The sequence below is a fragment of the Pseudomonas sp. MWU13-2862 genome (assembly GCF_023242495.1).
Taxonomy (GTDB): domain Bacteria; phylum Pseudomonadota; class Gammaproteobacteria; order Pseudomonadales; family Pseudomonadaceae; genus Aquipseudomonas; species Aquipseudomonas gingeri_D.
In genome coordinates this window covers 49,789-75,305 of record NZ_JALMEZ010000011.1, presented here as the reverse complement: position 1 = coordinate 75,305, position 25,517 = coordinate 49,789, and the positions used below count along the sequence as shown (strand labels likewise).

The 25,517-nt window shown below is 62.5% G+C and carries 14 protein-coding genes; 12 read left to right on the top strand and 2 right to left on the bottom strand.

Annotated features, from left to right (window positions below; translation table 11 throughout):
• The first annotated feature begins 85 nt into the window (after positions 1–85).
• Both M5C56_RS20120 and M5C56_RS20115 read left to right on the top strand, forming a co-directional pair.
• A complete protein-coding gene (locus M5C56_RS20120) occupies positions 86–1,651 on the top strand; it encodes a PAS domain-containing methyl-accepting chemotaxis protein (protein WP_177103028.1) in 1,566 nt (521 codons plus the stop codon).
• A 595-nt stretch (positions 1,652–2,246) separates the two neighbouring features.
• Entirely contained in the window at positions 2,247–3,857 is a 1,611-nt protein-coding gene (locus M5C56_RS20115) for a hypothetical protein (protein WP_247263290.1), read from the top strand.
• A 78-nt stretch (positions 3,858–3,935) separates the two neighbouring features.
• Here M5C56_RS20115 and M5C56_RS20110 read toward each other — a convergent pair whose 3' ends face one another.
• Positions 3,936–6,182 carry an autotransporter outer membrane beta-barrel domain-containing protein gene (locus M5C56_RS20110; RefSeq protein ID WP_247263291.1) on the bottom strand — a complete coding sequence of 749 codons (2,247 nt, stop codon included), beginning with the start codon at positions 6,180–6,182 and terminating at the stop codon, positions 3,936–3,938.
• Positions 6,183–6,601: 419 nt separating this feature from the next.
• On the opposite strand from M5C56_RS20110, the gene M5C56_RS20105 reads away from it, so the two are divergent.
• From M5C56_RS20105 to M5C56_RS20095, 3 genes are all read left to right on the top strand, one after another.
• Positions 6,602–8,392: a hypothetical protein gene (locus M5C56_RS20105; protein ID WP_247263292.1), complete on the top strand. Its 1,791-nt coding sequence runs from the start codon at positions 6,602–6,604 to the stop codon at positions 8,390–8,392.
• Positions 8,393–8,509: 117 nt separating this feature from the next.
• A complete protein-coding gene (locus M5C56_RS20100; RefSeq protein WP_103497922.1) occupies positions 8,510–9,982 on the top strand; it encodes an addiction module component in 1,473 nt (490 codons plus the stop codon).
• 31 nt (positions 9,983–10,013) lie between these two features.
• Positions 10,014–10,736: a hypothetical protein gene (locus M5C56_RS20095; protein ID WP_103497921.1), complete on the top strand. Its 723-nt coding sequence runs from the start codon at positions 10,014–10,016 to the stop codon at positions 10,734–10,736.
• A 41-nt stretch (positions 10,737–10,777) separates the two neighbouring features.
• Here the strand turns inward: M5C56_RS20095 and M5C56_RS20090 are convergent, their stop codons facing one another.
• On the bottom strand, positions 10,778–11,458 hold the full coding sequence (locus tag M5C56_RS20090; RefSeq protein WP_247263293.1) for an alpha/beta family hydrolase: 681 nt from the start codon (positions 11,456–11,458) through the stop codon (positions 10,778–10,780).
• A gap of 191 nt (positions 11,459–11,649) precedes the next feature.
• Between M5C56_RS20090 and M5C56_RS20085 the strand changes: the two genes are divergently transcribed.
• The 7 genes from M5C56_RS20085 (at position 11,650) to ccoO (M5C56_RS20055) (ending at position 25,512) form a co-directional block, all read left to right on the top strand.
• Positions 11,650–19,650, top strand: a complete 8,001-nt coding sequence (locus M5C56_RS20085) for an Ig-like domain-containing protein (RefSeq protein WP_247263294.1) — start codon at positions 11,650–11,652, stop codon at positions 19,648–19,650.
• Positions 19,651–19,947: 297 nt separating this feature from the next.
• On the top strand, positions 19,948–21,372 hold the full coding sequence (gene ccoN, locus M5C56_RS20080) for a cytochrome-c oxidase, cbb3-type subunit I (protein WP_152737001.1): 1,425 nt from the start codon (positions 19,948–19,950) through the stop codon (positions 21,370–21,372).
• Positions 21,373–21,382: 10 nt separating this feature from the next.
• On the top strand, positions 21,383–21,991 hold the full coding sequence (gene ccoO, locus M5C56_RS20075) for a cytochrome-c oxidase, cbb3-type subunit II (RefSeq protein WP_103499661.1): 609 nt from the start codon (positions 21,383–21,385) through the stop codon (positions 21,989–21,991).
• 3 nt (positions 21,992–21,994) lie between these two features.
• On the top strand, positions 21,995–22,192 hold the full coding sequence (locus M5C56_RS20070; RefSeq protein ID WP_103499660.1) for a CcoQ/FixQ family Cbb3-type cytochrome c oxidase assembly chaperone: 198 nt from the start codon (positions 21,995–21,997) through the stop codon (positions 22,190–22,192).
• Positions 22,189–23,127, top strand: a complete 939-nt coding sequence (ccoP, locus tag M5C56_RS20065; RefSeq protein WP_103499659.1) for a cytochrome-c oxidase, cbb3-type subunit III — start codon at positions 22,189–22,191, stop codon at positions 23,125–23,127. The genes M5C56_RS20070 and ccoP overlap by 4 nt, the downstream gene beginning before the upstream one ends.
• Before the next feature lie 334 nt (positions 23,128–23,461).
• A complete protein-coding gene (gene ccoN, locus M5C56_RS20060; protein WP_247263295.1) occupies positions 23,462–24,904 on the top strand; it encodes a cytochrome-c oxidase, cbb3-type subunit I in 1,443 nt (480 codons plus the stop codon).
• Positions 24,904–25,512 carry a cytochrome-c oxidase, cbb3-type subunit II gene (ccoO, locus tag M5C56_RS20055; RefSeq protein ID WP_103499335.1) on the top strand — a complete coding sequence of 203 codons (609 nt, stop codon included), beginning with the start codon at positions 24,904–24,906 and terminating at the stop codon, positions 25,510–25,512. The genes ccoN (M5C56_RS20060) and ccoO (M5C56_RS20055) overlap by 1 nt, the downstream gene beginning before the upstream one ends.
• The last annotated feature ends 5 nt before the right edge of the window (positions 25,513–25,517 follow it).

Sequence of the window (25,517 nt, the reverse complement as noted above, 5' to 3'; positions counted from 1 at the left end):
GAACCGGCGCTGAAAGTTGAAAAATATATTCAATATTTCCCCTGCCCTGCCGACAACCCGTCAAAGCCTTGCGGATAGAGAAACCATGCGTAATAACCAACCCATTACCCAACGCGAACGCACCTTCCCCGCTCAGCAACGGTTGATTTCCACTACCGACGCCAAAGGCGTGATCACCTACTGCAACGACGCTTTTGTCGAGATCAGTGGATTTTCCCGTGAAGAACTGATCCGCGCGCCCCACAACCTGGTGCGCCACCCGGACGTTCCGGAGGCGGTGTTTGCCCATATGTGGAACACTCTGAAACAAGGCCTGCCATGGATGGGCATTGTCAAGAACCGCTGCAAGAGTGGTGACCATTACTGGGTCAACGCCTATGTGACGCCCGTTTTCGAAGGCAGCCAGGTGATCGGCTACGAATCGGTGCGGATCAAACCCACCGCCGAGCAGATCCGCCGTGCCGAGGCGCTGTACCAGCGCATCAACCAGGGCAAGTCGGCCGTGCCGCGGCGCGACAAGTGGCTGCCGGTACTGCAGGACTGGCTGCCGTTTATCCTGGTCAGCCAGGTCAGCTTCCTGATCAGCATCTGGCTCAACTCCTACTGGGGCTTCGCCCTGGCCGCGGCGGTCTCGGTACCGCTCGGGCTGATGGGCCTGAGCTGGCAGCAGCGCGGCCTCAAGCGCCTGTTGCAGTTGGCCGAACAGACCACCTCCGACCCACTGATCGCGCAGATGTACACCGACAGTCGTGGTGCCCAGGCCCGTCTGGAAATGTCCATCCTCAGCCAGGAAGCCCGTCTGAAAACCTGCCTGACCCGCTTGCAGGACACCGCCGAGCACCTGACCAGCCAGGCGAAGAAGTCCGACGAACTGGCGCAGAAAAGCTCCACCGGCCTGGATCGCCAGCGCCAGGAAACCGAGCAGGTGGCCACCGCCGTCAACCAGATGGCCGCCACCACCCAGGAAGTCGCCAGTCATGTCCAGCGCACGGCCGATGCGACCCAGGAAGCCAATCGCCTGACCAGTCGCGGTCGCGATATCGCCGGCGAGACCCGCGAGGCCATCGAGCGCCTGTCGGTGGTGGTCGGCGAGACCGGGAGCACGGTTACGCAGTTGGCCAAGGACAGTGACGAGATCGGCGGCGTGGTCGATGTGATCAAGGGCATTGCCGACCAGACCAACCTGCTGGCCTTGAACGCGGCGATTGAAGCGGCCCGCGCCGGGGAAATGGGTCGTGGTTTTGCGGTGGTTGCCGATGAAGTGCGTCAACTGGCGCAACGTACCAGCGAATCCACCGGCCAGATCCACGCCCTGATCGCCAAGCTGCAACAGACCGCCGGCAACGCCGTGCAAACCATGGACGCCGGCCACCGCCAGGCCCAGGAAGGCGTGGCGCGAGTCATGGAAGCCGATGCGGCGCTGGTGGGGATCAGCGAAGCAGTGGCCAATATCACCGACATGACCACCCAGATCGCCGCCGCCACCGAAGAGCAAAGCTCGGTGGCCGAAGAGATCAGCCGCAATATCAGCACCATTGCGCAACTGGCCGACCAGACCTCGGAGCAGGCGCACGACTCGGCGCACTTGAGCGAAGAGTTGACCCGCACCGCCAACACGCAGTATTCGTTGGTGGAGCGTTTTAACCGGTAATCGTTAAAGCGCCCGGAAAACCCGATGATTAATAGTCATCGGGTTTTTTATTGCCTGAAGAAAGTCAATCAACTCTACTTTTAGAGTAAGAAACTTCCTAAAACATACAAACCTTTAACCGACACAACTTGCCTCATCAAAACCATCCCTGCAAAACCCTTGACAATGCTCAACCGTTACTATTCGTTAAAGAGCAGGCATGACATCCCATAGATAGTTACTACCCACTTGAGACGTTCATGCCTTATTTGCCAGATCAGCACGTGCCGACATAAAACACTCACAATAATCGGTAACGCGTCTGACCGTGAAACGACCTGACAACACTCAATTAGATAGCAGGACTATCCTTATGATGGATCTAGTAAACACCCTACAGTCTCGCTTCACGAAAGAGGACCTTATCGCCCCCCGTGTCGAGCAAGCGGCCCCGGAGGATGGGCTGCTGCCAGTCGGCGAGCTTGACAGTCCCCTTTCGGTTTCCCTGCCACTGTGGCCGAATGCACGGCCCGATGACCGCTATCAACTCACCTGGAACAATGTATTGATTGGCGACCCCATTCCACTGACGCCGCCTCTGCAATCGGGTGATATCTTGTATGCGCATCTCCCGGTCAGCACACTCGCCGTCGAAGGGACTTATCAACTTGGTTACCGAATCAGCACGGGGCCGGGCGCAATCGCCTATCAGTCGCAAACCACGCCCCTGGTTATTGATCGCAGCCCACCCGGCGGCACTCTTCTCGCCGCCCTTATCCTTCCGCCGGTCACCCTCGACGGCCTGAGCAACCATGAACTCGTCGCCCTGGACAACCAACTCACCGTCACGGTTCCCGGTTACTTCGACATGCAGTGGGGCGATGTGATTCAAAGTTACTGGGGCGAGCAGGCCGGGCCCAGCCATACCGTGCAAGCCGATCAACTCGGCAGCGATAAAATCCGGCTCAGTGTCGACCGAAGTTTCCTCGAACACCTGGGCAACGGCGAATTCGCCCTGAGTTACAGCGTCCGCGATCGCGCCGGCAATACCTCCGTGCGCTCGCAAGCGGTCATGCTCAAGTTGCAGTTACAGCAGGCACCGGCCAACCTGCAAGCCCCCCTGGCCCTGCAACTGGAAAATGGCCAGGTCCATGATGCCCAGGCCCGCATCGGCGTGAAGATCGCGGTGCCCACCTACCAGCATGTCGCCATCGGCGACGAAATCTGCGTGCTGTGGAACGGCGAACGGGCCGCCGCCAGGCGGATCATCACCGCCCACGAACTGGACAAGCCTTTGCTGCTGAACGTCATGGCGCGTTATCTGGTGATTTCCCGCCACGGCGACGGCCCGGCCCGGCTGAACTACCAGGTTCGCCGCAATGGCGAGGTGTTCACCTCACCGACACTGGAACTCGAGGTTTTTTTGCAGCTGCCCGGCCCGCAGGACCCGACCCCGCAGACGATGGTCAACGAGGCCCTGGCCGCGCCGTTGATCAAGGGCAAGAATCCGAATGGCCGGCGGCTGGACAACTACCTGGATGAGGACAATGCACAACTCTCGGCCGACGCGGTCATCGCCTGGCGCAAGGCGTTCCAGGCCGGCGACCGGATCAACCTGTTCTGGGGCCAGTCCAGCCAACCGCTGGTACACCTGATTACCCCTCGTGATGTCGAGGCCGCCTGCTATCTGGTGATCAACGTACCGAACAGCCTGATTGCCGAACAAGGCTGCGGCGTCGATATCAGTGTGCAGTACACCGTGACCCGGGAAGGCAATCCGAACACCTCCTACTCGCCCAAGCAATCAGTCGCGGTGATCTTCCAGATGCAGTTGCCGGGTGGCTCGGCGGGCCTGATGGAGCCGGTGTTCGCCGCGGCCAACGTGCTGAATGTAGTGGACCCGCGCCAGGACCCGGAGGGCACGGTGGTGCTGATCAGCCCCTACCGCAACATGAAAGTCGGCGACCGCATCGTCCTGCGCTTTTGCGGCTTCGACGCCCTCACTGGCGGCAACGAGATCGAGGCCGCGGCCTTCAGCAGCGAACGCCTGGTCAGCGAGCACGAACTGCGCAACGGCTGCCGGCTGCGGGTGCCGCTGGCGCGCCTGATGGCTATCGAGCATGGTCGTGGCCGGGCCCGCTATGAGGTGATCAGCGAGCTGGGGAGGGTCACCTCATTGCCCGCCGATGTCTACATCTCGTCACGCGCGACCGTCATGGCGCGTTGAGCGTCAGACACGAAAAAAGCCCTCGGCGATCCTTCGTCGAGGGCTTCGGATCAAAACGGTCGTCAATGACCGCGCCGATCAGAACGCGTAGCGCAGGCCGAGATTGACACCCCAGGGCTGCTCGATGTGCTCGCCCTTCATGTAATCGAAATCGGCATGCAGTTGCAGGTCCGTCGACAGCGCGGCGGAAACCCCCACGCCCAATTCGCCACGGGTGCCGAACAGGCTGTTGTCGAAGGCCGTGTCATTGACCTTCACCGTATTGTCGTTGCGGGAAAACTCATGGGCCATGGCCACCCGCAGATACGGCTGCAACAGACCGCCGTCGCGCAGTTCAAGGTTACGCCCCAGGGTCGCGCCGGCCTTGCCAAGCACGGAGACGGTACGGTCGTTCTCCGCTCGCAGCCCATTGTCCAATTGGTAGCTGCCGCCCTTGACCAGGACCGAGGACAACTGGGCGTAAGGCTCGACAAAGACATCGTCACGCAGCTTGATGTGTTTGCCTAACTCCAGCGAAGCGCCATAGGCGAAGTTGTCGTAGTCACCCTTGGCCTTGGTGCCGTTGGTCATCCTGACATCGGCCTGGTTATCGAAACGGTTCAGCTTGAGCACGCCCTCGAGGTAGTAGCCGTCGTCCCGCAGCCAGGTGCCGTAGGCACCGAGGGAGTAGCTGTCGACCGTGGCGGAGGTGCCACGATTGAGGCTCAGGTCGGAACGACTGTGGCCGGCCATGACCCCGACCAGCAACTGCCCGTCCCTGACCGGCACGGGCAGATCGGCCCCGAAAGACAAGCCTTTCTGGCGTTGCTTGTAGCCGAGCCCCGCCTCGGCGGTGATGTTGTGCTGGCTGCCGTAACTACGGATCCAGCCACCGCCCTCGCCACTGGTGCGAATTTCCCCCATGCGGCTGCGCAAGGTCGCCAGCTCGCCATACCAGATGGTCGGCCCGACGTTGAACAGCGCCAGCGAAGCCTCGGTCGAGGGGCTGATGGTCTTGCCGGAGCCGACGATAAACCAGTCATCGCCCTGCTTCTCCAACTGATAGGAGTAGACACCCAGGTCAATGCTGCCGCCGACCGCTTCGAACAGCGCATCGCCGCCTTCGGTGTGCACCACGTGCAAGGGCGTGATCTCCGGGGAGTTGGGTTCGAGCCCGGTGTTCTGGACATTCAGCAGGAAGTTGCCGTGGGCCTCGCCGTTGATATCCAGTTTGTCGCCGGTGTTGTCCATCAGGTTGACGTGCATATTGAACATGCCGGTACCGGACAGCTCCCCCAGCGACAGGGTGTAGAACTGCTCGGCCGAGCCCAGGGTCACGCTGCCGCCGTCCATGGACAGCGACTTGACCTCGGCGTCGCCGGTCAGCGTCCAGTTCGCTCGACTGTTGATCGCCACGCTGTTGGTGTTGATCAGGTTACCGAACAGTTGCGCGCCGTTTTGCAGGGTGACATCCAGGGTGCTGCTGTCGTCGGCCACCAGGTCGCCGCGCAGCAGGCTGCTGTCGGCGGTGAAACCGACGTTACTGGCGCCCGCGACGTCCAGCAAGATGCCGTTGCCGGACAGCAGGTGCGCGTCGTTCTGCACGGTGATTTTCGCAATCGTGCCTTCCACCGCCGAGATAGCCGGGCCAGAGAGACCTTCGATGATCGAGTTATCGACCACGATGTCGGCTTCCCGGGGAATGATCGGCCCGCCCGGCGCGGCGGTCCGGCCATCGAGCTGCAAGCCGATCGAATCGCCTTGCACATGACTGTTGTTGGTCATGGTCAGCGTTGCGCCGAGCAATTTTATCCCGACGCCCCCCACCCCGCCGAAGTCGCCGCCGAACACCCGGGTATTGTCGAGGCTCAGTTGTCCCAGCGCCGCCACCGCAATTCCGATTCCAGCTCCGGACAACGTACTGTCCTGGATAGTCGCCCTGGAGGCGGTTGTCGTACCCGCCGACGTCAGGGTACTCAGTTCGAGTGCCGTGCCGGTATCGTTGCGCACCTGCGCCTCATTGAGGGTAGCCCTGGCGCCCCCCAAGTGGATACCTCCGGTGACCGTACCGCCATTGACCCTCACCTGGGAGGTCGATCCGTCAGCCCTGACGCTGGTCGCGGCACCGCCGTCGACAATATCCAATATGCCGCCATTGATCACTTGCCATGACGTGGCCTCGCTCCCGGCCGTGACCGTCTCCCGGCGATTGTCCACTATCCCCTGGGGCTCATTGTCCGGAGCGTCTTGCGCCAGACTCACCGGGGCCCCCAATACGGCCCCCATGAGGCAGGCGATTTTCCCGAGGCCTTTATACGGGGCCAATCGATAAGTCGTGCGTAACATTACTTCTTCTCCACCAAACAGAAGTAATAGTTTGATAAGGCTCGACCCCGATTTAATATTAAAAAAGGCCGTCAAAAAAGTAGGACACCTCCTAAATAACACAAGATACATTCCTACAAGAAAATCATGCTTTCGCACATCTCAACATCTAAAAAGCGCTTGACACTCTTTTCACATATCTATTACGTGAGCCCCAGATAGGAAAACACCTATCGATAAAACCTGAAGTAACGCATTCCTGACTTATCAATATCTGACACCGTCAGTCGCCTTATCTTCATCCATTTCCAATCAGGAACAGAAATATGTGCACAAACAAGAAGCGCCTTATTCTTACTCAAAACAGTTACACCCGAGCCAACCACAAAGAGCTGGATAAACCCGATGTAGCGAGTGCTTTTCCAGACGGTTTATTGCCCTTGAGTGCACTCAATGCGCCACTTCCCGTCACCTTCAGATTATGGGACGACGCCACGACCGACCAGACCTATCAATTGTTCTGGGAGGGCGATGCCATTGGTACCCGCACCGATGTCCTCGATGAAGACCTGGCAAACCCGGAGGAATACCTGAGCCTGGATATTCCCGTGGAACTGCTGGTTGAGAAGAATGACCCGGTCAATCCAACCGATAAGAAATATAAGCTCAAATATCAGGTCTACGACAAAATCAGCAAAGAGGAAACCGACTCGTTCGAGACCCTGATCGAGGTCGACACCACCCGTCCCGGCCTGCCGAGCCATGGCCCGATGGCCTTCCCCCGGGAGGTCGATGATGGCCTGACTTCGGCGGAGTTGACCGCACTGGGCAATAGCCTCGATGTCATGGTGACCAGCTACAGCACCATGGCCGAGGGTGACTTCATCGAGACGTTCTGGGGCAACATCCCAGGCCCCACGGCCACGGTGCAGATGAACGATGTCGAGCTGGAGGAAGTCCCCCTGTCCTTCACCCGCGCCTTCCTTGAAGACGTCGAGTCCCAGGTCGGCAACGTCCTGTCGGATGTCACCTATATCGTCACCGACCGTGCCGGCAACGTCTCGCCGCGCTCCCTGGCGCGGCAGATCCGCCTGCTGCTGGCCGAGATCCCGGACGATCTGCCACGGCCGATCGTCGAACAGGCCAGCCCCGCACAAGGCGGGCTGATCGACTACAACGATGCGATCACCGGTGTCACCGTCGATATTCCACATTACCTGGGTGCCCAGGCCGAGGACCTGGTGACGCTCTACTGGGGCGACAACAACCCGTTGCCGGCCATTCCGGTCCAGGACGGCGAGGAAGACAACGATCCGGTTCTTTCGCCGGTCCTGCAATTCGACATTATCAATCGCTTCCCCGAGGCGACGGTCAATGTCCACTATGAAGTACGCCGCAACGGCCAACTGGTCGGGTCCTCGCTGGTGCAGCCCGTGGCGGTCTACCTGACCCTGCCCGTTCCGGAGGAACGCCTGCAGCCACTGACGATCCAGGGCACCAGCGGCAATCCCAACCGCGAAGACAACTTCATCGACCCGGACGACTATGAGCTGGATGGGCGGGCCATCTTCCGTTGGGTCAACGGCCTGCGCGTCGACGACTACGTCAACTTGCACTGGGGCCAGCAGGTGGTGGATCAGTGGTATCGGATCACCCAGGCGGACTTCAATGCCGGTGTCGATATCGACATTCCGGTGAGCAACCAGGTCATCAAAACCGAGGGGACCGGTGCCGCCATCCCGGTGACCTACACCATCACCCGCGACACCAACCCCAACCCGGCACTGGCGCCGAGCCAACCGGTGGTGGTGCGTTCGAAAATGGAACAACCCGGTGGCGAGCTCGGATTACTGGAGCCGGTGTTCACCCGGCTGTCCGACGCCGGCCATGTCATTCCGAGCCTGAGTCCGGACGGCACGCCGGTACTGGTCAGGCCTTATGACAATATCCGCCTCTACCACGACATTGCCCTGACGTTCAAAGGGTTTGAACTGGACGGAACGCCTATCCCGGACGCGCTCTATGAAAAGACCGATACGATCAACCCGACCAATATCGGCACGGGCCTGACTTTTCTGATCCCGCTCCCCAAGTTGATCAGCATTTGCAAAGGTTATGCGGAGGTTACTTATCGGGTTGAACCGCGCCCTGAACATAATCAGGAACCGGCCAACTCGTTGATGGGCTCGGCCCCGGTCAGTATGAACAAACCCGGTGTCGGTTGCAGTTAACGCGCCAACTTAATATTCCCTGAAAACCTAAAAGCCCTTTATAAGCCAAGACTTATCAAGTGCCTCAGTGTGTCTGCGGCCTTCTCTTGAAGGCCGTATTCAAACAAGGAAATCAATATGACACTTAAAGCACCTGTTTTCGACCAGCCCCATGTTCCCGATGCCTTCGAAGATGGTTTGCTGCCCATCAGCGCACTGAATGCCCCGGTCCTGGTGACATTCAAAGTCTGGGACAATCCCTCGACCAGCGAAACTTACCAGTTGCTCTGGAACGAAGTGCCTATCGGCAATAGCGAATTTATCAAACCCGAGGACCAGCCCGGCGACACCCTGGAACTTTATGTTCCCCTCGACCAGCTGATCGAGGGCAAGTATCAACTGGCCTATCGTGTCACCGATACTTTCAGCGAAGAATTCACCGACTCCTTCCCCTCCCCCGTCGAAATCGACACCACCGCCCCCGGCTATCCCACTACCCTCGCGCCCCTCGACTTCCCCCCGGCTGTCAGCGACGGCCTCACCTCGGAAGAACTGACGCAACTGGGCGATGTGCTGCCAGGCACCGTCCACGGCTACAGCGGCTTCGCCATCGGCGACCGGATCAGAACCTTCTGGGGAGCCACCGAAGGTCCCGGCGGCAAGGTCGAGGAAGATGACATGGAGGAACCGCGAAAAGTCATCATCGAGTACCCCCGCGCCTTTCTCGAGTCCCTGGACGACTTCAACGGCCCGGTGTTCTATACGGTCACGGACCGCGCCGGAAACAGCTCCCAGGACTCGACCGCCATCGATGTGTTGCTGTTGCTCAACGGACTTCCTCTGCCAGGCGACCTGCAACGCCCCACCATTCGCGGCGCCTCGCCCGAAGCTGTGGATAACCTGATCGACGAAAATGATTTTGAGCGGGATGCGCGTGCCGTCATTACCTGGAATCCCGGTTTGCGCGAAGGGCAGGACATCCAGTTGCTCTGGGCCGGACAACCGATGTTCGACCCGCCCTATGCCATCACCGAGGGCGATGTCGCCGCCGCCCGCGACCTGCACCTGCCGGTCCTCAACAGCCGCTTCAGGCCGCTGGGCACCGGCAGCGATATCCGCGTGTGGTACAGCGTGACCCAGGCCGGCAATCCGAACGCTTCAAGATCGCCGGAGCAAAGCATCATCGTCCGCTCCCGCGATGAACTGCCCGGCGGACCCGAGGGGCCCGACGCCCCGCTATTCACCGAGCTGAACGAAAACGGCGCGATCAACACGGCCAACGGCCAGGACGGCGCACCGGTGCATATCGTCCCCTACTTCAATATCAAGGCAGGCGATGTCATCCACTTCCTTTACGAAGGTTTCGACCAGCTGATTGGCGGTAATCCAACAAACCAGTGGCCGCACACCTCCGCGCCATTGACCGAGGAACAGGTCCGCGACGGCTATGACCTGCGCGTCCCAAGATCGGTGCTGGATGCCACTTGCTACGGTCATGCCGAGGCCTCGTTCCACGTGGACAGCGTCACCGGAACCGGCCGCTCGAAACGCCGGAGCGCCTATCTGGACATGCGCGTGGCTGGTCGATGCCCGTCCGCCTTCAGCCAGTGAACTGATCTCTTTTGCCCATGGAGCCTTTATCATGTCCAAGCACATCCATCAGCGAAACCTGGATAAACCGCTGATCCTCAGCGCCAATCCCGCCGGGGTCGGTGCCATCGATGTCGAAAACCCGGAGAAACCCTTGAACGTGCTGGTCGGGCCGTTGAACCTCAAGCCCCTGGATCATATCGATCTGTACTGGGCGGAGGCCGCGGAACCGGCCGCCACTTACGATCATCCCCTCGACGCGCCACCCACCAACGGCTTCGTGACCCTGTCCGTCGACAGCCGCAGCCTGGCGTCCGCCCCGGACCCGGTGCCGGTCAGCTATCGCTTCAGCCCATTTCCCGGTGGCACATCGGAGGACTCCGACGCCAGCCACATCCGGGTAAAGCTGGAAGCCCCCGGCGGCATCGACACCGACCCGGCGACGCCCTATGAGAACGAAGCCCTGCGTCCACCCCAGGTGCAACCGTCGGGGGTGATCGTCGATCCGCAAGGCGTGCGGGTGATCATCGCGCCTTACCCGCACATGAGCGAAGGCGACCGGATCACCGTGAGCTGGGCCGACCAGACGCTCCAACACCCGGCCTTGGGCGCGGCGGAACTGGAGCGAGAGGTGGTCGTCCCGATCCCCGCGCAAATCGTCGAAAGCGTCGGCAACTCCAGCAGCCTGCCGGTGCGCTACGAGATCCATGATGTGGTCGGCAACTGGTCGAAACGCTCACCCGCCACCGAGGTTGTGGTCAGTCTCGGGGGCTGACCACTCCCGCGTCGGTTGCCACCGGCCAGGCAACCGGCGCTTTACAGCGCCTGACTCAGGATAAAGTCGTGGATGTGCCGCGCCGCCGTGTCCAGATGCTGCCCATGGGTGAAACCGCTGGCCTTCAGCGGCTTGAGATCGTGATCGGCCGCTGCCAGCCAGCTCAGCTCGATTTGCGCCGACAGTTCATAACCCGACACGGTTTGCCGATTGCCCAGGGCATCGCGTTCGCCCTGCACGATCAGAGTCGGCGTGACGAGATCCGCCAGATGCGCCACCCGTGGTTTCTCCGGCTTGCCCGCCGCATAGAACGGATAGCCCAGGCACACCAGTCCTGACGCACCAAGGTCGTCGGCCAGCAGGCTGGCCATGCGTCCGCCCATGGACTTGCCGCCAATGAACAGCGGCCCCTGGACCTGACGCCGCACGCCTTCGTACACCTCGCGCCAACACTCCAGCAAGCGCGCCTGCGGGTTCGGTGGACGCTTGCCGCCATCCAGGCGCCGTTGCGCCATATAGGGAAACTCGAAACGCACCACGGCAATGCCCTGTGTCGCCAGGCGATCGGCCATGGCGGCCATGAAGTCACTGTCCATCGGCGCGCCGGCACCGTGGGCGAGGATCAGCGTGGCGAGCGGGCCAGCCTCCCCGGCGGCGTTGTACAGATAGCCCGAGTCCACGACCCATGTGGCCTGGGAATGGGTTGTTTGCAGGGTCGACATGTCGCCTCTCATCTCACTGTCCGCACCGATCACGGCCCCCAAATGGGCCCGCGCCGGAAACCTAGATATGTAACGCATCGCTGCGCCGCTTTTCCTGAAAATGAAAACACCTTATCTGCCAGCCCAGACACTGCAAGGCCGGCGGCGCCGACACGGGACGCTCCCCGGTCCATTTCCAGACGAGTATTGCCATGCCTCAAGACGCCCTCACCCACGCCGAACAACCCGGCGCCAGTCGCCTTCCAACGGATCTTGCAGTCGCGCCGATGCGTCAGAAGACGACGATGCCGCTGCTCAGCCGCACCTTCGCCAGCCTCGACGAAGCCGTCCAGTATGCCCACGGCCAGACCGCTTTCAAAGGTTTGAAACGCCCCTCGTCGTTTATCCTCAAGCAGGCACAGAAGGCGGAATTCACCGTTGCGCAAGCGCTGGACGGCGCCCCGATGCCCTTCGACCCGGACGCGCTCTTCGGTCGGGACGCCCAGGGCCGGCTGCGGTTGCCCGAAGGCTTTATCCTCGCCGGCCTCTACTGCCAGGCCGAGACCGCCCATGAACAACTGCCGCCCCGGGAAAGCTGGCTGTACGAAAACTTTTTCAGTCCCTACGACCTGTTCGCCGGGCTCCATCACGCACGCCGTTCCCGTGCCCCCGCGCCTGGCACGCACCCGCCGCCGTTGTTTTTCGGCACCCCCGACGGGGCGCTGCTGGCCTACCACCCAGGGGACAGCGAACTGGAGCAGGCACTGCTGCCCGAAGGCGCGGACTGGCAGGCACGGGCCCGGCACGCTCGCGAGCAACTGTTGAGCGGCGCACTGCGGCCCCACCAATTCGTCCGCACGATCGCCGCCGCCGGCTCCTTGCAGGTGTTGCACGGCAGCTACCTGTGGAACCGACAGGGGCGGGTCGACCCGATCCATTGGGCCCCCTTCACCGACGCCGTCCTGCCTGAACTGGGCCCGGCCTTCCTCTCGGCGGACGACGCCGCCCGCCATGCCCAACAGCTGATCCAGGGGGGGAGCGACAAGGAGTTCGGCGGGCTGATCTTCCAACGTCAGGACGCGACCTTTGTCGCCACGCTGCCGACCACCGGTAACGACCGCCGCTTCAACCGCAATACCCTGTATCCGATCACCGAAACCGGTATCGCCAGCTTCCCCCCCGGACACCGGCTCTATGCCGTCTACCGTTCCAACATAAGCCTGTCGGCCCTCAAGGAGCAAAACGACGGGCCCCTCGACAGGCCCTCGATACTCTCCGAACAGGAAACCCGCCTGCGCCTGAAAAGCATCACCCCGGATGAGGTCCTGACCACCCTTCTCGCCCGGCCACAGGGGGTCAGGGCGTTTTATGCGCTGATGACCGACTCCACCATCATCAAATACATGCCCAGCGGCTCCGCTGAAGAGGACGCGTTGATCCCGCGCCTGCTGCCGGGTAATGATCTCAGCGACCTCAATCGGTTGCTGCCCAGCGAGTTCATCAAATCCCTGGCCAAAACCGGCGCGCTCTACGTGGTCCGTGGCGATACCTACTGGGGCCCGCCCGGCCAGCTGCCCCGCGATTGGGCACCCTATCCAGCGCAGAAAGCCTCGACTCCGGCCTTGCCGGCCTTCGGGCCACTGTTCGACAGCGCGGATGCCGCGGCCCTGTACGCCAACGAACGCATCAATGGTCATTACCGCGACCGGCGGATCGGCGTGATTATCAGCGACAGCCACCAGCGCTACGCCGCCAGTGAACCGCTGAGCGCCCGGGAACCGCTGTTTGCCGCGGACCCACGCTTGCCCACCGGCGCCGACGGTTCTCCGGCATTGCCGCCCGGCTGTCGCCTGGCCGGCTTCTACTACAGCGCCGCGCTGTATCCGCGACGCCTGCCGTGCAAGGACGTCTGGATATACCGCAACTTCTTTCTGCCCGCAGAGCTGCTGGCGGCGCTCAAACAGATCAAAGCCTATCGTCCGGAGCCGAACTCGCCGACCCTGCCCCTGTACCTGAGCACCCGCGATGGTGCGCAGTTGAAATACCGATCGCTGGATATCCACGCCGACCAATCGCTGCTCGCCGGCAGCGAAAACCTGCTGAGCTACGGCGAACGCCTGGTCAAGGGCATCCTCGACCCGCTGAATTTCATTCACGCGCTGGCCGACAGCGGTGAACTGAGCGTGCTTCAGCCCAGTGAACTGTGGGGACCGGCCGGTCGGGTCAGCAGTGAATGGCACGCTTATCATCAGTTGCGACGGCGCGTCCTCGGCCCGCTCTTCGCCAGCGCCGACGACGCGGCACGCCACGCCCACGGGCAGATCCCCCGGCGCTACGACAAGGTCCATGGCGGGGTGATCCTGAAACGCGCGGACGGCCTGTTTGTCTCCAGCGCGCCGCTGGTTTCAGCCACCGAGATCTTCGACCACACGCTGGTATTCCCCCACCGAAATGGCTTTCCCCTGGAAGATCACACGATTGTCGGGACCTACAGCTCACGCCTGGGCAACCTGGATTTCCTGCTGGCGGCGACGGAAGCCCAGCTGTACCTGAACCTGTTTCCGACCTGGGATATCTATCGGGCCATCAAGGATCGCGCGATTCCATTGCGCTATTTCTCCGGCCAGGACGGCTCGTTGATCCGCTACACCAGCCAGCACTCCCCGAGCGAAATCGACCTGTTCAAGACGCTGTCGCCCTCGCCGACAGACCCGCTGAACCTGATGGAAAATCCCACGGAACAACGTTTCAAGAGCGGCCTGGAGACCGACAAGGGCGCCGTGCTGACATTCGCTCGTGATCTGGTCAAGGCCGGCGAGCTGCGGGTGCTGGTCCCTGGTCGCGATATCTGGACCAGCCCCGGGAAAGTGCTGTCGATTCGCGACAGCGCCGCCGGGGTGCGCGTCGAGACCGACCAGGCACTGATTGCTACCTCCCCCCCCACGTTCAGTCCGGTATTCATGACCGCAGCGGATGCCGTGCGTCATGCCCTTGCGCAAACCAACCCGAGAACCCAACGCAGCTTCGGCTTTATTTTCAAGAAAACCGAGAAGGAATACGTCTCCACAGCCCCCGCCCTCGACACCAGCGGCCACTTCGATCGCACGCTTGTGCTCCCGCCGGAGATCGCCGTTCTCAGCCTGATCCCCGGTTATCGCCTCGATGGCCTCTATGTGTCGGAGCCCCGGCGGGAGGCGCCGCCCAGCGACAGGGTCTACCAGCATTTCATTGCAGTACGCGATTTCGCCCACGCCATCGAGACCGCTCGCCAGACAGCGATCGTGCCAGGACACAAGAGCACCACCCGGCTGTATCTGGCGAGCGCCGACGGGGCCTTGTTCAGCTACCAGGTGCCGTTGGTGCCCGATGCCGACGAAGTGCTGCGGGGCAGTCTCTTTCACAACGACGGTATCGATACCCAGGGCCAGTTGGAGAACGGCTCGCTGTCCGGTCGTGACTATGTTCGTCGTGTGGCCGCCAGCGGCAAATTGAGTGTCTTGCGGCCCGGTACGCTGTGGCGCCAGACAGGCCCGGTCAGCGCCTCCTGGGACCCGTCCGACGGCGCATCGGGCGCAATCGAACGTTATGCCCTCAGCCCGCTTTTCGCTCACCCGGACGATGCCGCGCGTTATACCCATGGCAAGATCGGCCAGGGTCGAGGCGCACTGCTGGCGGATGCGATCTATCGCACCTCCGCCCCTGACGGTTATGTCACCCTCGAACCTTTCGTCGATGGCCAGGCGATCAAGGTCACCCGCACCCTGGCCGACCGGAAGACACAGGCACTGGAGCAACAGCGTCTTGAATTGACCCTGGGGAAAACCCCGCTCGACAGTATTCACTATGCCAAACCCCTCGACCCTGCCCGCTATCAGACCGGCGACACACCCTGCGCCGACTTTTTCTGCGTCGAGGATATCTGCTTCGTCACCAAGACCCTGCTGGCGGAAAATCTCTTCCTCAACGGTATCTACTACTCCAGCCAGGACGGCGCCTTGCTCAAGTACGAGCCGAGGGATTCCAGCGCACAACGGGATTTGTGCATACCGGTCGAACCGGTCAGCGGCAACAGCATCACCCTGCCTCATGTTCGCTTGATCAACGCCGTCGCCAGCGCGGGCAAATTGAGTGTGCTGGAGACCAGTCCGCTCTGGGAGAAGGCAGGCCCGATCTCCCCCACCTGGAACCCGCCGCCGGCCAGCGCCGATCGACGCCCGCGCGCCACGCGGGAGCTGGTCCCGCCGCTGATCAACAGTTTTAATCTCGGCGGCATCGGCGCCACCGATGTGATCGACCCGCAACGGCCGTTGCCCGTGGTGATCGCCCCGCTGGAGCTGAAACCCAGGGATCGGATCGACCTGTATTGGGGCAGCCATCCCGATCCGGTCGCCAGCCATACCCAGGACAGCACACCCGGCGCCAGCCACCTGACCCTGCGGGTCGAAACCCGCTGGATCATGTCGGCGGAAGCCGTGACGGTGCGCTACGTCCTCACCCCCTTTCCCGGCGGCGCGCCGGAAACCGCCGAAACCCAGGTACGGATCAAGCTGGACGTCCCCGGCGACCCCGACACCCAATCCGCGACGCCCACCGTCAACGACAAGCTGGAACTGCCGGTGATCCTGCCGCCCGGAGTAATCGAAGACCCGGAAGGGGTCAGCGTGATGATCAAGCGTTATGCGAACATGGCCGCCGGCGATGCGATCGTGGTGTCCTGGCATGGCCGCCTGGTGCAGCACCCACCCTTGCTGGCCCCGAGCGACGAAGTGGTGGTGCCGATCGATCCGCAGATTATCCGCGAGGCCGGCAACTCCGATGCGATCATCGTGCGTTACGAGATACGCGATGGGGTCAACAACTGGTCGCGCTGGTCACGCCCGGCCCTGGTCGAAGTCGGCATCGGCGATCCGGACCTGCGCCCGCCGGTGGTCCCCCGTGCCCAGGGCATGCAACTGAACCTGGACACCCTCAATGGCGCCGACGTGCAGACCCTGGTGCTGCGGTATGAAGGCATGAGCAGCGCCCAGACCCTGCGCCTGCTGGTCGAACGGGAAACCGCCCTCGGCGCGACGCTGCCCGCGTACAGCGCGATGCTGCCCGGCAGCGACAGCGATGCCTTCGTCTCCTTCGAAGTGCCGAACGAGCAGTTTCTCCTGATCATCCGGGGCCAGGCGCGGTTCTACTACTACGTCGAGACGCCCAACCAGCCCGCGCGCCGTTCCCGGAGCCTGCCATTGCAGATCACCGGCCGCGCCCTGACCCTCAAGCCGCCCCGGGTGCCCGTGGCCGAAGCCAACGGCAATGTGCTCGACCCGACGCAAACCGGCGTGATTGCCCGGGTTGAGCCCTACTCGTTTATCGCCCCGGGCCAGAGCGTGACCCTGATCTGGCTCGGCACCACCGCCGCCGGCATGGAAACCCGCCACCAGGAGGCCAAGGCGGTAATCGGGACCGACCAGGACATCGACTTCAGCATTCCGGACGACCAGGTCAGCGTGCTGGCCGGGGGCTCCGTGGTGGTGCGCTATGAAGTCCAGACCGTCGCCCCGGAGCCCGTCGTGTCCCAGGCCCTGCTGTTGCCGGTCAGTGCCAGCCCGCTGGATCTGCCGGTGCCCAAGGTGCTGGAGGCCCACGACACGCTGCTGTTCCCGCTGCAGGCGCTGATGGGCGCGACGATCCGGGTCGGCTATGTCATGGAGACCCGCGACAGTATCCAGGCCTACTGGCGCGGCACGCCCGGTGCCGGCACCCCTCTTATCGATGCCAAGCCCGGCAGTGCCGGCGGCAGTGTCGACTTCGCCGTGCCCGTCACGGCGGTCAGCGCCAATATCGGCAAACGCGTGGAGGTCGGCTATACCGTCACCCGCGACGGCATCCCCGCCCCATCGGAGAAACTGCTGCTGGACGTCCTGCCCATCGCCCAGGATGACCTGCCCACGCCCTTCGTTCATCAGGCACCGGACAATCAGGTCCTCGACCTCAACACCTTCAGCGGCGATGCCCGCATCGAGATCCTGAAATGGCCGCATATCCAGCTCGGGCAACGGGTCTGGTTGCGTGGCGAAGGTACCCGGGCCGACGGCCGGCCTTACTCCTTCGCGATTTGGGAGGCCCGGGAAATCCCCTCGATCGCCGACGCCTTCGACGACCCCGTGCCACGGGGGGAGCTTGATCAATTGAAAGACCTCAGCGGCCTGACCTTCACCTTCAAGGTGACCTTCGACGGCAGCCCCGACGAATCCACCGCCCTGACCTTCCCCCGGCTACGCCTGGTGGTGCGGACCAGACAGCGGGTGCCGGAACTGCTCTTCGACACCCACCCCGTCAGCTTGCCCGGCAAGATCTACCTGATTCCCTGCCACCCACAGGTGCTGCCGGCCTTCGGCCCGGGCACGACGAGCCAGCGCACGGCCAGCGGCGGCGTGCCCGGCTATCACTACAGCAGCGACAACCCGCGGATTGCCGTGGTCGACGGCAACGGCAAGGTCAGCGTGCGTGGCAATGGCCAGACCCGGATCCGGGTCAGCGACAGCGCCGGGCAGCGCAAAAGCTACGAAGTCAGCGTCAGCGGCGTGGTCCAGTGCTACAACCTGGGCGAGGGCAGCAACGACGAGACCCTGCACAAGGCCCGGCAAAAAGGCCTGAGCATTCCGTCTCTGGACGAACTGATCAGCATCCGCACGGCCTACGGCAACCGCTGGCCGTTGCAGTCGCCGCTCAAGCCGAAAACCTGGTCATCGACCAGCAAAAGCCCGTTGGGACTGGTGCACGCGGTACTCGACATGACCTTGGACGTGGTCGAGCCGGAGCACCCCTATATCAAGGTCACCCCCGGCCTGAGCCTGCTCTATGAAGCCAGCGGCCTGGGTATCGGGTCCGCGCTGCTCCTCGACTGCAAAAAAGCCCGGGGCCTGCCCGAGAATGCCCGGGAGCTGGAGCGACCCAGGGTCGAGGCGGCCCTGGATGACGGCCAGGGGCTGCTGCCGATCAGCGCCCTCGACGCCCCCGTCCGGGTGACCTTCCCGGTCTGGAGCAACCCTTCCACCGACGAGACCTATCAGCTGCTGTGGGGCACGGAATTGCTGGGCAGCCCGGTGTTCATCGGTCCGGGCGATAATCCCGGGGACACCCTGAACCTGGACATTCCCGTCGAGGCGTTGACCCACGGTAACCACGAACTCAGATACCGGGCATACGACACCATCAGCCAGCAATGGACGGACTCGTTCCCGACCCTGATCGAGGTCGACCGTGAAAAACCCGGCCAGCCGTTGCTCGCGGCCATGGCTTTTCCACCCCAGGTCCACGACGGCCTGACCTCGGCACAGCTGAGCCAACTGGGTAATGTGCTGCCGGGGACCATCGCCAGCTACAACGGTTTCGCGGTCGGCGACCAGGTGAGCACCTTCTGGGGCGATATCGAGGGGCCGGGGATGCGGGTCATGGAACTCAAGACCATCGTCATCGAGTTTCCCCGCGCCTTTCTCCTCTCACTGGGGGCCGATGCCGATTGGCCGGTGTCCTACCGGATCCAGGACCGCGCGGGCAACCTGTCGGAACGCTCGGAAGCGGTCACCGTCAAGTTGCGACTGTCGGGCAGTGGGCGTCCCGATCTGGTGTTCGACCAGCGTCCGGTGACGCTCAGCGGCAAGATCTACCTGATCCCCAGCCATCCGACGGTGTTGCCCGCCTTCGGCCCAACCACCTCGGTCCGACGCCAGGCCAGTGGCGGTACGCCCGGTTATACCTACAGCTCGGGCAATCCGGCGATTGCCGTGGTCGACGCGTCCGGTCTGGTCACGGTGCGCGGCAACGGCAGCACGACCATCACCGTGCGCGATCAGGGTGGACAGATGAAAAGCTACAACCTGACGGTCAGCGGCGTTATCCACTGCCATGGGCTGGGACTGGGCACCTTTGCCAATATGCAGGCGAAGGCCAACGCCGGGCATCGGCGCCTGCCGGCACGCGCCGAGTTGAAGGAAATCCATCGCCTCTACGGCAACCGCTGGCCCCTGGGCGCCCAGCGCGAATGGCTGGAGGAGACCCTGCGGGAGACGGAGTCGACGAGCTCGCGGGATTTCGGCCTGACCTGGTCCACCGACCGGGCGACCGTGGTGCCGCCGATCAAGTACTACGTGGCGCACCTGCCCAGCGGCAAGGAGTCGATCCTGTTCGACCTGAGTAACGCCTATGGCCTGGGCCTGAGCTGAACCGAAACCTGCGCCGGCCTTGAGGCTTGAGCGCATACCCTGTGGGAGCGGTGCTGTCGGATTGCCGCAGCGCCGCGAGGCTTTTGGCGGTCTCGCGGGCCTCTTCGCGGGCAAGCTCCGCTCCCACACAAGCTCCGCGTGCCCACAGGCCCGCGCCTGCTCAACCCGCCCCATTGACCTTCGTCAATACCACCCGCTGGCTATTTGCCCATGCTTGGCTGGCTTTTAGTCTGCCTATAACTCCAGATCCCGCGAATGCAACAGCGCCGGCCGGGTCTGAACCGTGGATGGGGAACCATGAACACTTCAATCAGTACCGCCTACAACTACAAGGTGGTCCGCCAATTCGCCATTATGACGGTGGTGTGGGGCATCGTCGGCATGGGGCTCGGGGTTTTCCTCGCGGCCCAATTGGTCTGGCCCGAACTCAACTTCAACCTGCCCTGGACGAGCTTTGGACGCCTGCGCCCGCTGCACACCAATGCGGTGATCTTCGCCTTCGGTGGCTGCGCGCTGTTCGCCAGTTCCTACTACTCGGTGCAACGCACCTGCCAGACCCAGCTGTTTGCGCCGAAGATCGCGGCGTTCACCTTCTGGGGCTGGCAACTGGTGATCCTCCTGGCGGCCATCAGCCTGCCGCTGGGCTACACCAGCTCCAAGGAATACGCCGAACTGGAATGGCCGATCGATATCCTGATCACCATTGTCTGGGTCGCCTACGCCATCGTGTTCTTCGGCACGCTGGTAAAGCGCACCACCAAGCACATCTATGTCGGTAACTGGTTCTTCGGTGCCTTCATCATCACCGTGGCGATCCTGCATATCGTCAACAACCTGGAACTGCCGGTCAGCCTGACCAAGTCCTACTCGATCTACTCCGGCGCTACCGATGCCATGGTCCAGTGGTGGTACGGGCATAACGCGGTGGGCTTCTTCCTGACCGCCGGTTTCCTCGGGATGATGTACTACTTCGTGCCGAAACAGGCCGAGCGCCCGGTGTATTCCTATCGCCTGTCCATCGTCCACTTCTGGGCGCTGATCACCCTGTATATCTGGGCCGGTCCCCACCACCTGCACTACACCGCCCTGCCGGACTGGGCCCAGTCCCTGGGCATGGTGATGTCGCTGATCCTCCTGGCCCCGAGCTGGGGCGGCATGATCAACGGCATGATGACCCTCTCCGGGGCCTGGCATAAGTTGCGCAGCGACCCGATCCTGCGCTTCCTCGTGGTGTCGCTGGCGTTCTACGGCATGTCGACCTTCGAAGGGCCGATGATGGCGATCAAGACCGTCAACGCCCTCTCCCACTACACCGACTGGACCATCGGCCACGTGCACGCCGGTGCCCTCGGTTGGGTGGCGATGATCTCCATCGGCGCGCTGTACCACATGATCCCGAAAATCTTCGGCCGCCCGCAGATGCACAGCATCGGCCTGATCAACGCGCACTTCTGGCTCGCTACCATCGGCACCGTGCTCTACATCGCCTCGATGTGGGTCAACGGCATCGCCCAGGGCCTGATGTGGCGCGCGGTCAACGATGACGGCACCCTGACCTACTCCTTCGTCGAAACCCTGGTGGCCAGCCACCCCGGCTACGTCGTCCGGCTGATCGGCGGGGCAATCTTCTTCAGCGGCATGTTGCTGATGGCCTACAACACCTGGCGCACCGTGCGCGGCGCGCAACCCGCCGCCGTGATCGCCGCCGCGCAGATGGCCTGAGGAGTTCGTCATGAAACACGAAGTGATTGAAAAGAACGTCGGCCTGCTGATGCTGCTGATGGTGCTGGCCGTGAGCATCGGCGGCCTGACCCAGATCGTTCCGCTGTTTTTCCAGGACGTCACCAACAAGCCGGTGGAAGGCATGAAGCCCTACACCGCACTGCAACTGGAAGGCCGCGATATCTACATCCGCGAAGGCTGCGTCGGCTGTCACTCGCAGATGATCCGCCCATTCCGTGCCGAGACCGAACGCTACGGGCACTACTCGGTGGCCGGTGAAAGCGTCTGGGACCACCCGTTCCTCTGGGGGTCCAAGCGCACCGGACCGGACCTGGCCCGGGTCGGCGGACGCTACTCGGAAGACTGGCACCGCGCGCACCTGTACAACCCGCGCAACGTGGTCCCGGAATCGAAAATGCCGGGCTACCCCTGGTTGGTGGCCAACCCGCTGGACAACAGCCTGACCGAAACCAAGCTGCGGGCGATGCGCACCCTGGGCGTGCCCTACACCGACGACGATATCGCCGGGGCCAGGGAGTCCGTGAAGGGCAAGACCGAAATGGACGCCCTGGTCGCCTACCTGCAAGTGCTCGGCACTTCGATCAAGAGCAAGAGGTGAGTCATGGACATGAGTAGCGGAATGATCCGCGGCCTCGGCACCCTGGTGGTGTTCATCGCCTTTATCGGCCTGGCCCTCTGGGTGTTCAACGCCAAGCGTACTTCCGAGTTCGCCGAAGCCTGCATGCTGCCCTTCGCCGATGACGAGCCGCTTCCCGCCCCCCCTGAAGATCCCACTGCAACAAGGAGCACCCGGCCATGACCACCTTCTGGAGTGCGTATATCTGCGTACTGACCATCGGCAGCCTGATCGGCCTGACCTGGTTGCTGATCGGCACACGCAAGGGTGAAACCAAGGGCAGCGTCGACCAGACCATGGGCCACAGCTTCGACGGCATCGAGGAGTACGACAACCCGTTGCCGCAGTGGTGGTTCATGCTGTTCGCCGGGACCCTGGTGTTTGCCGTCGGCTACCTGATCCTCTACCCCGGCCTGGGCAACTGGAAAGGTATCCTGCCCGGCTACGAGAACGGCTGGACCGGCGTCCACGAATGGGAAAAGGAAATGGACAAGGCCGATGCCAAGTTCGGACCGATCTTCGCCAAATTCGCGGCCATGCCCGTGGAACAAGTAGCCAAGGACCCGCAAGCGCTGAAAATGGGCGGACGCCTGTTCGCCTCCAACTGCGCGGTGTGCCATGGCTCGGACGCCAAGGGCGCCTACGGCTTCCCCAACCTGGTGGAAACCACCTGGCGCTGGGGCGGCAGTGCCGACACCATCAAGCAGACCATCATGGGCGGACGTATCGCGGCGATGCCGGCCTGGGGCGAAATCCTCGGCGAGGACGGCGTGAAGAATGTCGCCGCCTATGTCCGTCATGAGCTGGGCCACCTGCCGCTGACCGAAGGCGGCGACGCCAACCTGCAAGCCGGACAGCAGATCTTCAGCACCAATTGCGTGGCCTGCCACGGCCCTGAAGGCAAGGGTACCCAGGCCATGGGCGCGCCGAACCTGACCCGGCCCGCCGGGTTGATCTACGGTAGCAGCCTGGCGCAATTGCAGCAGACCATCCGCCACGGCCGCCAGGGCCAGATGCCGGCCCAGAGCGAACTGCTCGGCAACGATAAGGTGCAGTTGCTGGCCGCTTACGTGTTCAGCCTCTCCCATGGCGGTCAAGGAGAAAACAAAGCCCAATAACCACCGGATATTTCCTGTCGCATCGATCAGGATGCGACAGTTCCCCGCCTGTACGCGACCCAATGTCGCACCTCTCTTTTAGTCCGCCTACCCACTCCCGGGAATCGGTACTAAGCTTTGCTCACTTCGATCAAACCGCATCCCCTCGCCTGCCGGACGATTCCGGCCTTTTCGAGGGCGCGTTTTGACCTTACACCGAGCATGGAAAGGCCGCAGAATCAGCGTCGCACGGTATTGACCCAGGTCATGCCGCGTTGCAATGACCCTGGGCTTTATCCATACTTGCGGGCGATTTTCACCCCTAATAAATATACCTAAACCGTGGAACCTTAGAATGAGCACAGCAATCAGTCCGACTGCTTATAACTATAAGGTAGTCCGCCAGTTCGCCATCATGACGGTGGTCTGGGGGATCCTTGGCATGGGGCTCGGTGTCTTCATCGCCTCGCAACTGGTCTGGCCGGAGTTGAATTTCGGCCTGCCCTGGACGAGTTTTGGACGCCTGCGCCCGCTGCACACCAACCTGGTGATCTTCGCCTTCGGTGGTTGTGCGTTGTTTGCCACCTCCTACTATGTCGTGCAGCGAACCTGCCAGGTACGACTGATCTCCGACGGCCTCGCGGCCTTCCACTTCTGGGGTTGGCAGGCGGTGATCGTCGGTGCCGGGATCACCCTGCCCCTGGGTTACACCACCACCAAGGAATACGCCGAACTGGAATGGCCGCTGGCAATCCTCCTGGCGATTGTCTGGGTGGTCTACGCCCTGGTGTTCTTCGGCACCATCGTCAAGCGCAAGACCAAGCACATCTATGTCGGCAACTGGTTCTATGGGGCCTTCATCCTCGTCACCGCGATGCTGCACATCGTTAACCACATCTCGCTGCCGGTGAGTTTCTTCAAGTCCTACTCGGCCTACGCCGGGGCAACCGACGCGATGATCCAGTGGTGGTACGGCCACAACGCCGTGGGCTTCTTCCTGACCACCGGCTTCCTGGGGATGATGTACTACTTCGTGCCGAAACAGGCCGAGCGGCCGATCTACTCCTATCGCCTGTCCATCGTGCACTTCTGGGCGCTGATCACCCTGTACATCTGGGCCGGTCCCCACCACCTGCACTACACCGCCCTGCCGGACTGGGCCCAGTCCCTGGGCATGGCGATGTCGATCATCCTCCTGGCACCGAGCTGGGGCGGCATGATCAACGGCATGATGACCCTCTCGGGCGCCTGGCATAAGCTGCGCACCGACCCGATCCTGCGCTTTTTGGTGGTGTCCCTGGCGTTCTACGGCATGTCGACCTTCGAAGGGCCGATGATGGCGATCAAGACCGTCAACTCGCTGTCCCACTACACCGACTGGACCATCGGTCACGTGCACGCAGGGGCCCTGGGTTGGGTGGCGATGATCTCCATCGGCTCGCTGTACCACATGATCCCGAAAATCTTCGGGCGTCCGCAGATGCACAGCGTCGGCCTGATCAACGCACACTTCTGGCTCGCCACCATCGGCACCGTGCTCTATATCGCCTCGATGTGGGTCAACGGCATCACCCAGGGCCTGATGTGGCGCGCGATCAACGACGACGGCACCCTGACCTACTCGTTCGTCGAAGCCCTGCAGGCCAGCCACCCCGGCTATATCGTACGCGCCATCGGCGGTGCGTTCTTCGCCAGCGGCATGCTGCTCATGGCCTACAACGTGTTCCGTACCGTTCGCGCCTCGGACCCGGCTGAAGCTGAAGCCGCCGCTCAGATCGCTGTCGTTGGAGCTCACTGATGAAGCACGAAGTAGTCGAGAAGAATATCGGCCTGCTGGCCTTCCTGATGGTCATCGCCGTGAGCATCGGCGGCCTGACCCAGATCGTCCCGTTGTTCTTCCAGGACGTCACCAACAAGCCGGTCGAAGGCATGAAGCCGCGCCCGGCACTGGAACTGGAAGGCCGTGACATCTTTATCGCCAACGGTTGTGTCGGCTGCCACTCGCAGATGATCCGCCCGTTCCGCGCCGAGACCGAACGCTACGGGCACTATTCTGTAGCCGGTGAAAGCGTCTGGGACCACCCGTTCCTCTGGGGTTCCAAGCGCACCGGGCCGGACCTGGCCCGGGTCGGCGGGCGTTACTCCGATGACTGGCACCGCGCGCACCTGTACAACCCGCGCAACGTGGTGCCCGAATCGAAAATGCCGGCTTATCCGTTCCTGGTGGAAAACAGGCTCGACGGCAAGGACACGGCGAAGAAAATGGAAGTCCTGCGCACCCTCGGCGTGCCTTACACCGACGAAGACATCGCCGGGGCCAAGGATGCCGTGAAGGGCAAGACCGAAATGGACGCGCTGGTGGCCTACTTGCAGGGCCTGGGCACCATCATCAAAAGCAAACGGTGATCTGG

Bases quoted from the DNA above. Each gene is read 5' to 3' on its own strand.
- M5C56_RS20085 (WP_247263294.1), top strand. From the start codon at position 11,650: ATGCCTCAAGACGCCCTCACCCACGCCGAACAACCCGGCGCCAGTCGC.
- ccoO (WP_103499335.1), top strand. From the start codon at position 24,904: ATGAAGCACGAAGTAGTCGAGAAGAATATCGGCCTGCTGGCCTTCCTG.
- ccoO (WP_103499661.1), top strand. From the start codon at position 21,383: ATGAAACACGAAGTGATTGAAAAGAACGTCGGCCTGCTGATGCTGCTG.
- ccoP (WP_103499659.1), top strand. From the start codon at position 22,189: ATGACCACCTTCTGGAGTGCGTATATCTGCGTACTGACCATCGGCAGC.
- M5C56_RS20120 (WP_177103028.1), top strand. From the start codon at position 86: ATGCGTAATAACCAACCCATTACCCAACGCGAACGCACCTTCCCCGCT.
- M5C56_RS20070 (WP_103499660.1), top strand. From the start codon at position 21,995: ATGGACATGAGTAGCGGAATGATCCGCGGCCTCGGCACCCTGGTGGTG.
- M5C56_RS20095 (WP_103497921.1), top strand. From the start codon at position 10,014: ATGTCCAAGCACATCCATCAGCGAAACCTGGATAAACCGCTGATCCTC.
- M5C56_RS20100 (WP_103497922.1), top strand. From the start codon at position 8,510: ATGACACTTAAAGCACCTGTTTTCGACCAGCCCCATGTTCCCGATGCC.
- M5C56_RS20090 (WP_247263293.1), bottom strand. From the start codon at position 11,458: ATGTCGACCCTGCAAACAACCCATTCCCAGGCCACATGGGTCGTGGAC.
- ccoN (WP_247263295.1), top strand. From the start codon at position 23,462: ATGAGCACAGCAATCAGTCCGACTGCTTATAACTATAAGGTAGTCCGC.
- ccoN (WP_152737001.1), top strand. From the start codon at position 19,948: ATGAACACTTCAATCAGTACCGCCTACAACTACAAGGTGGTCCGCCAA.
- M5C56_RS20110 (WP_247263291.1), bottom strand. From the start codon at position 6,182: ATGTTACGCACGACTTATCGATTGGCCCCGTATAAAGGCCTCGGGAAA.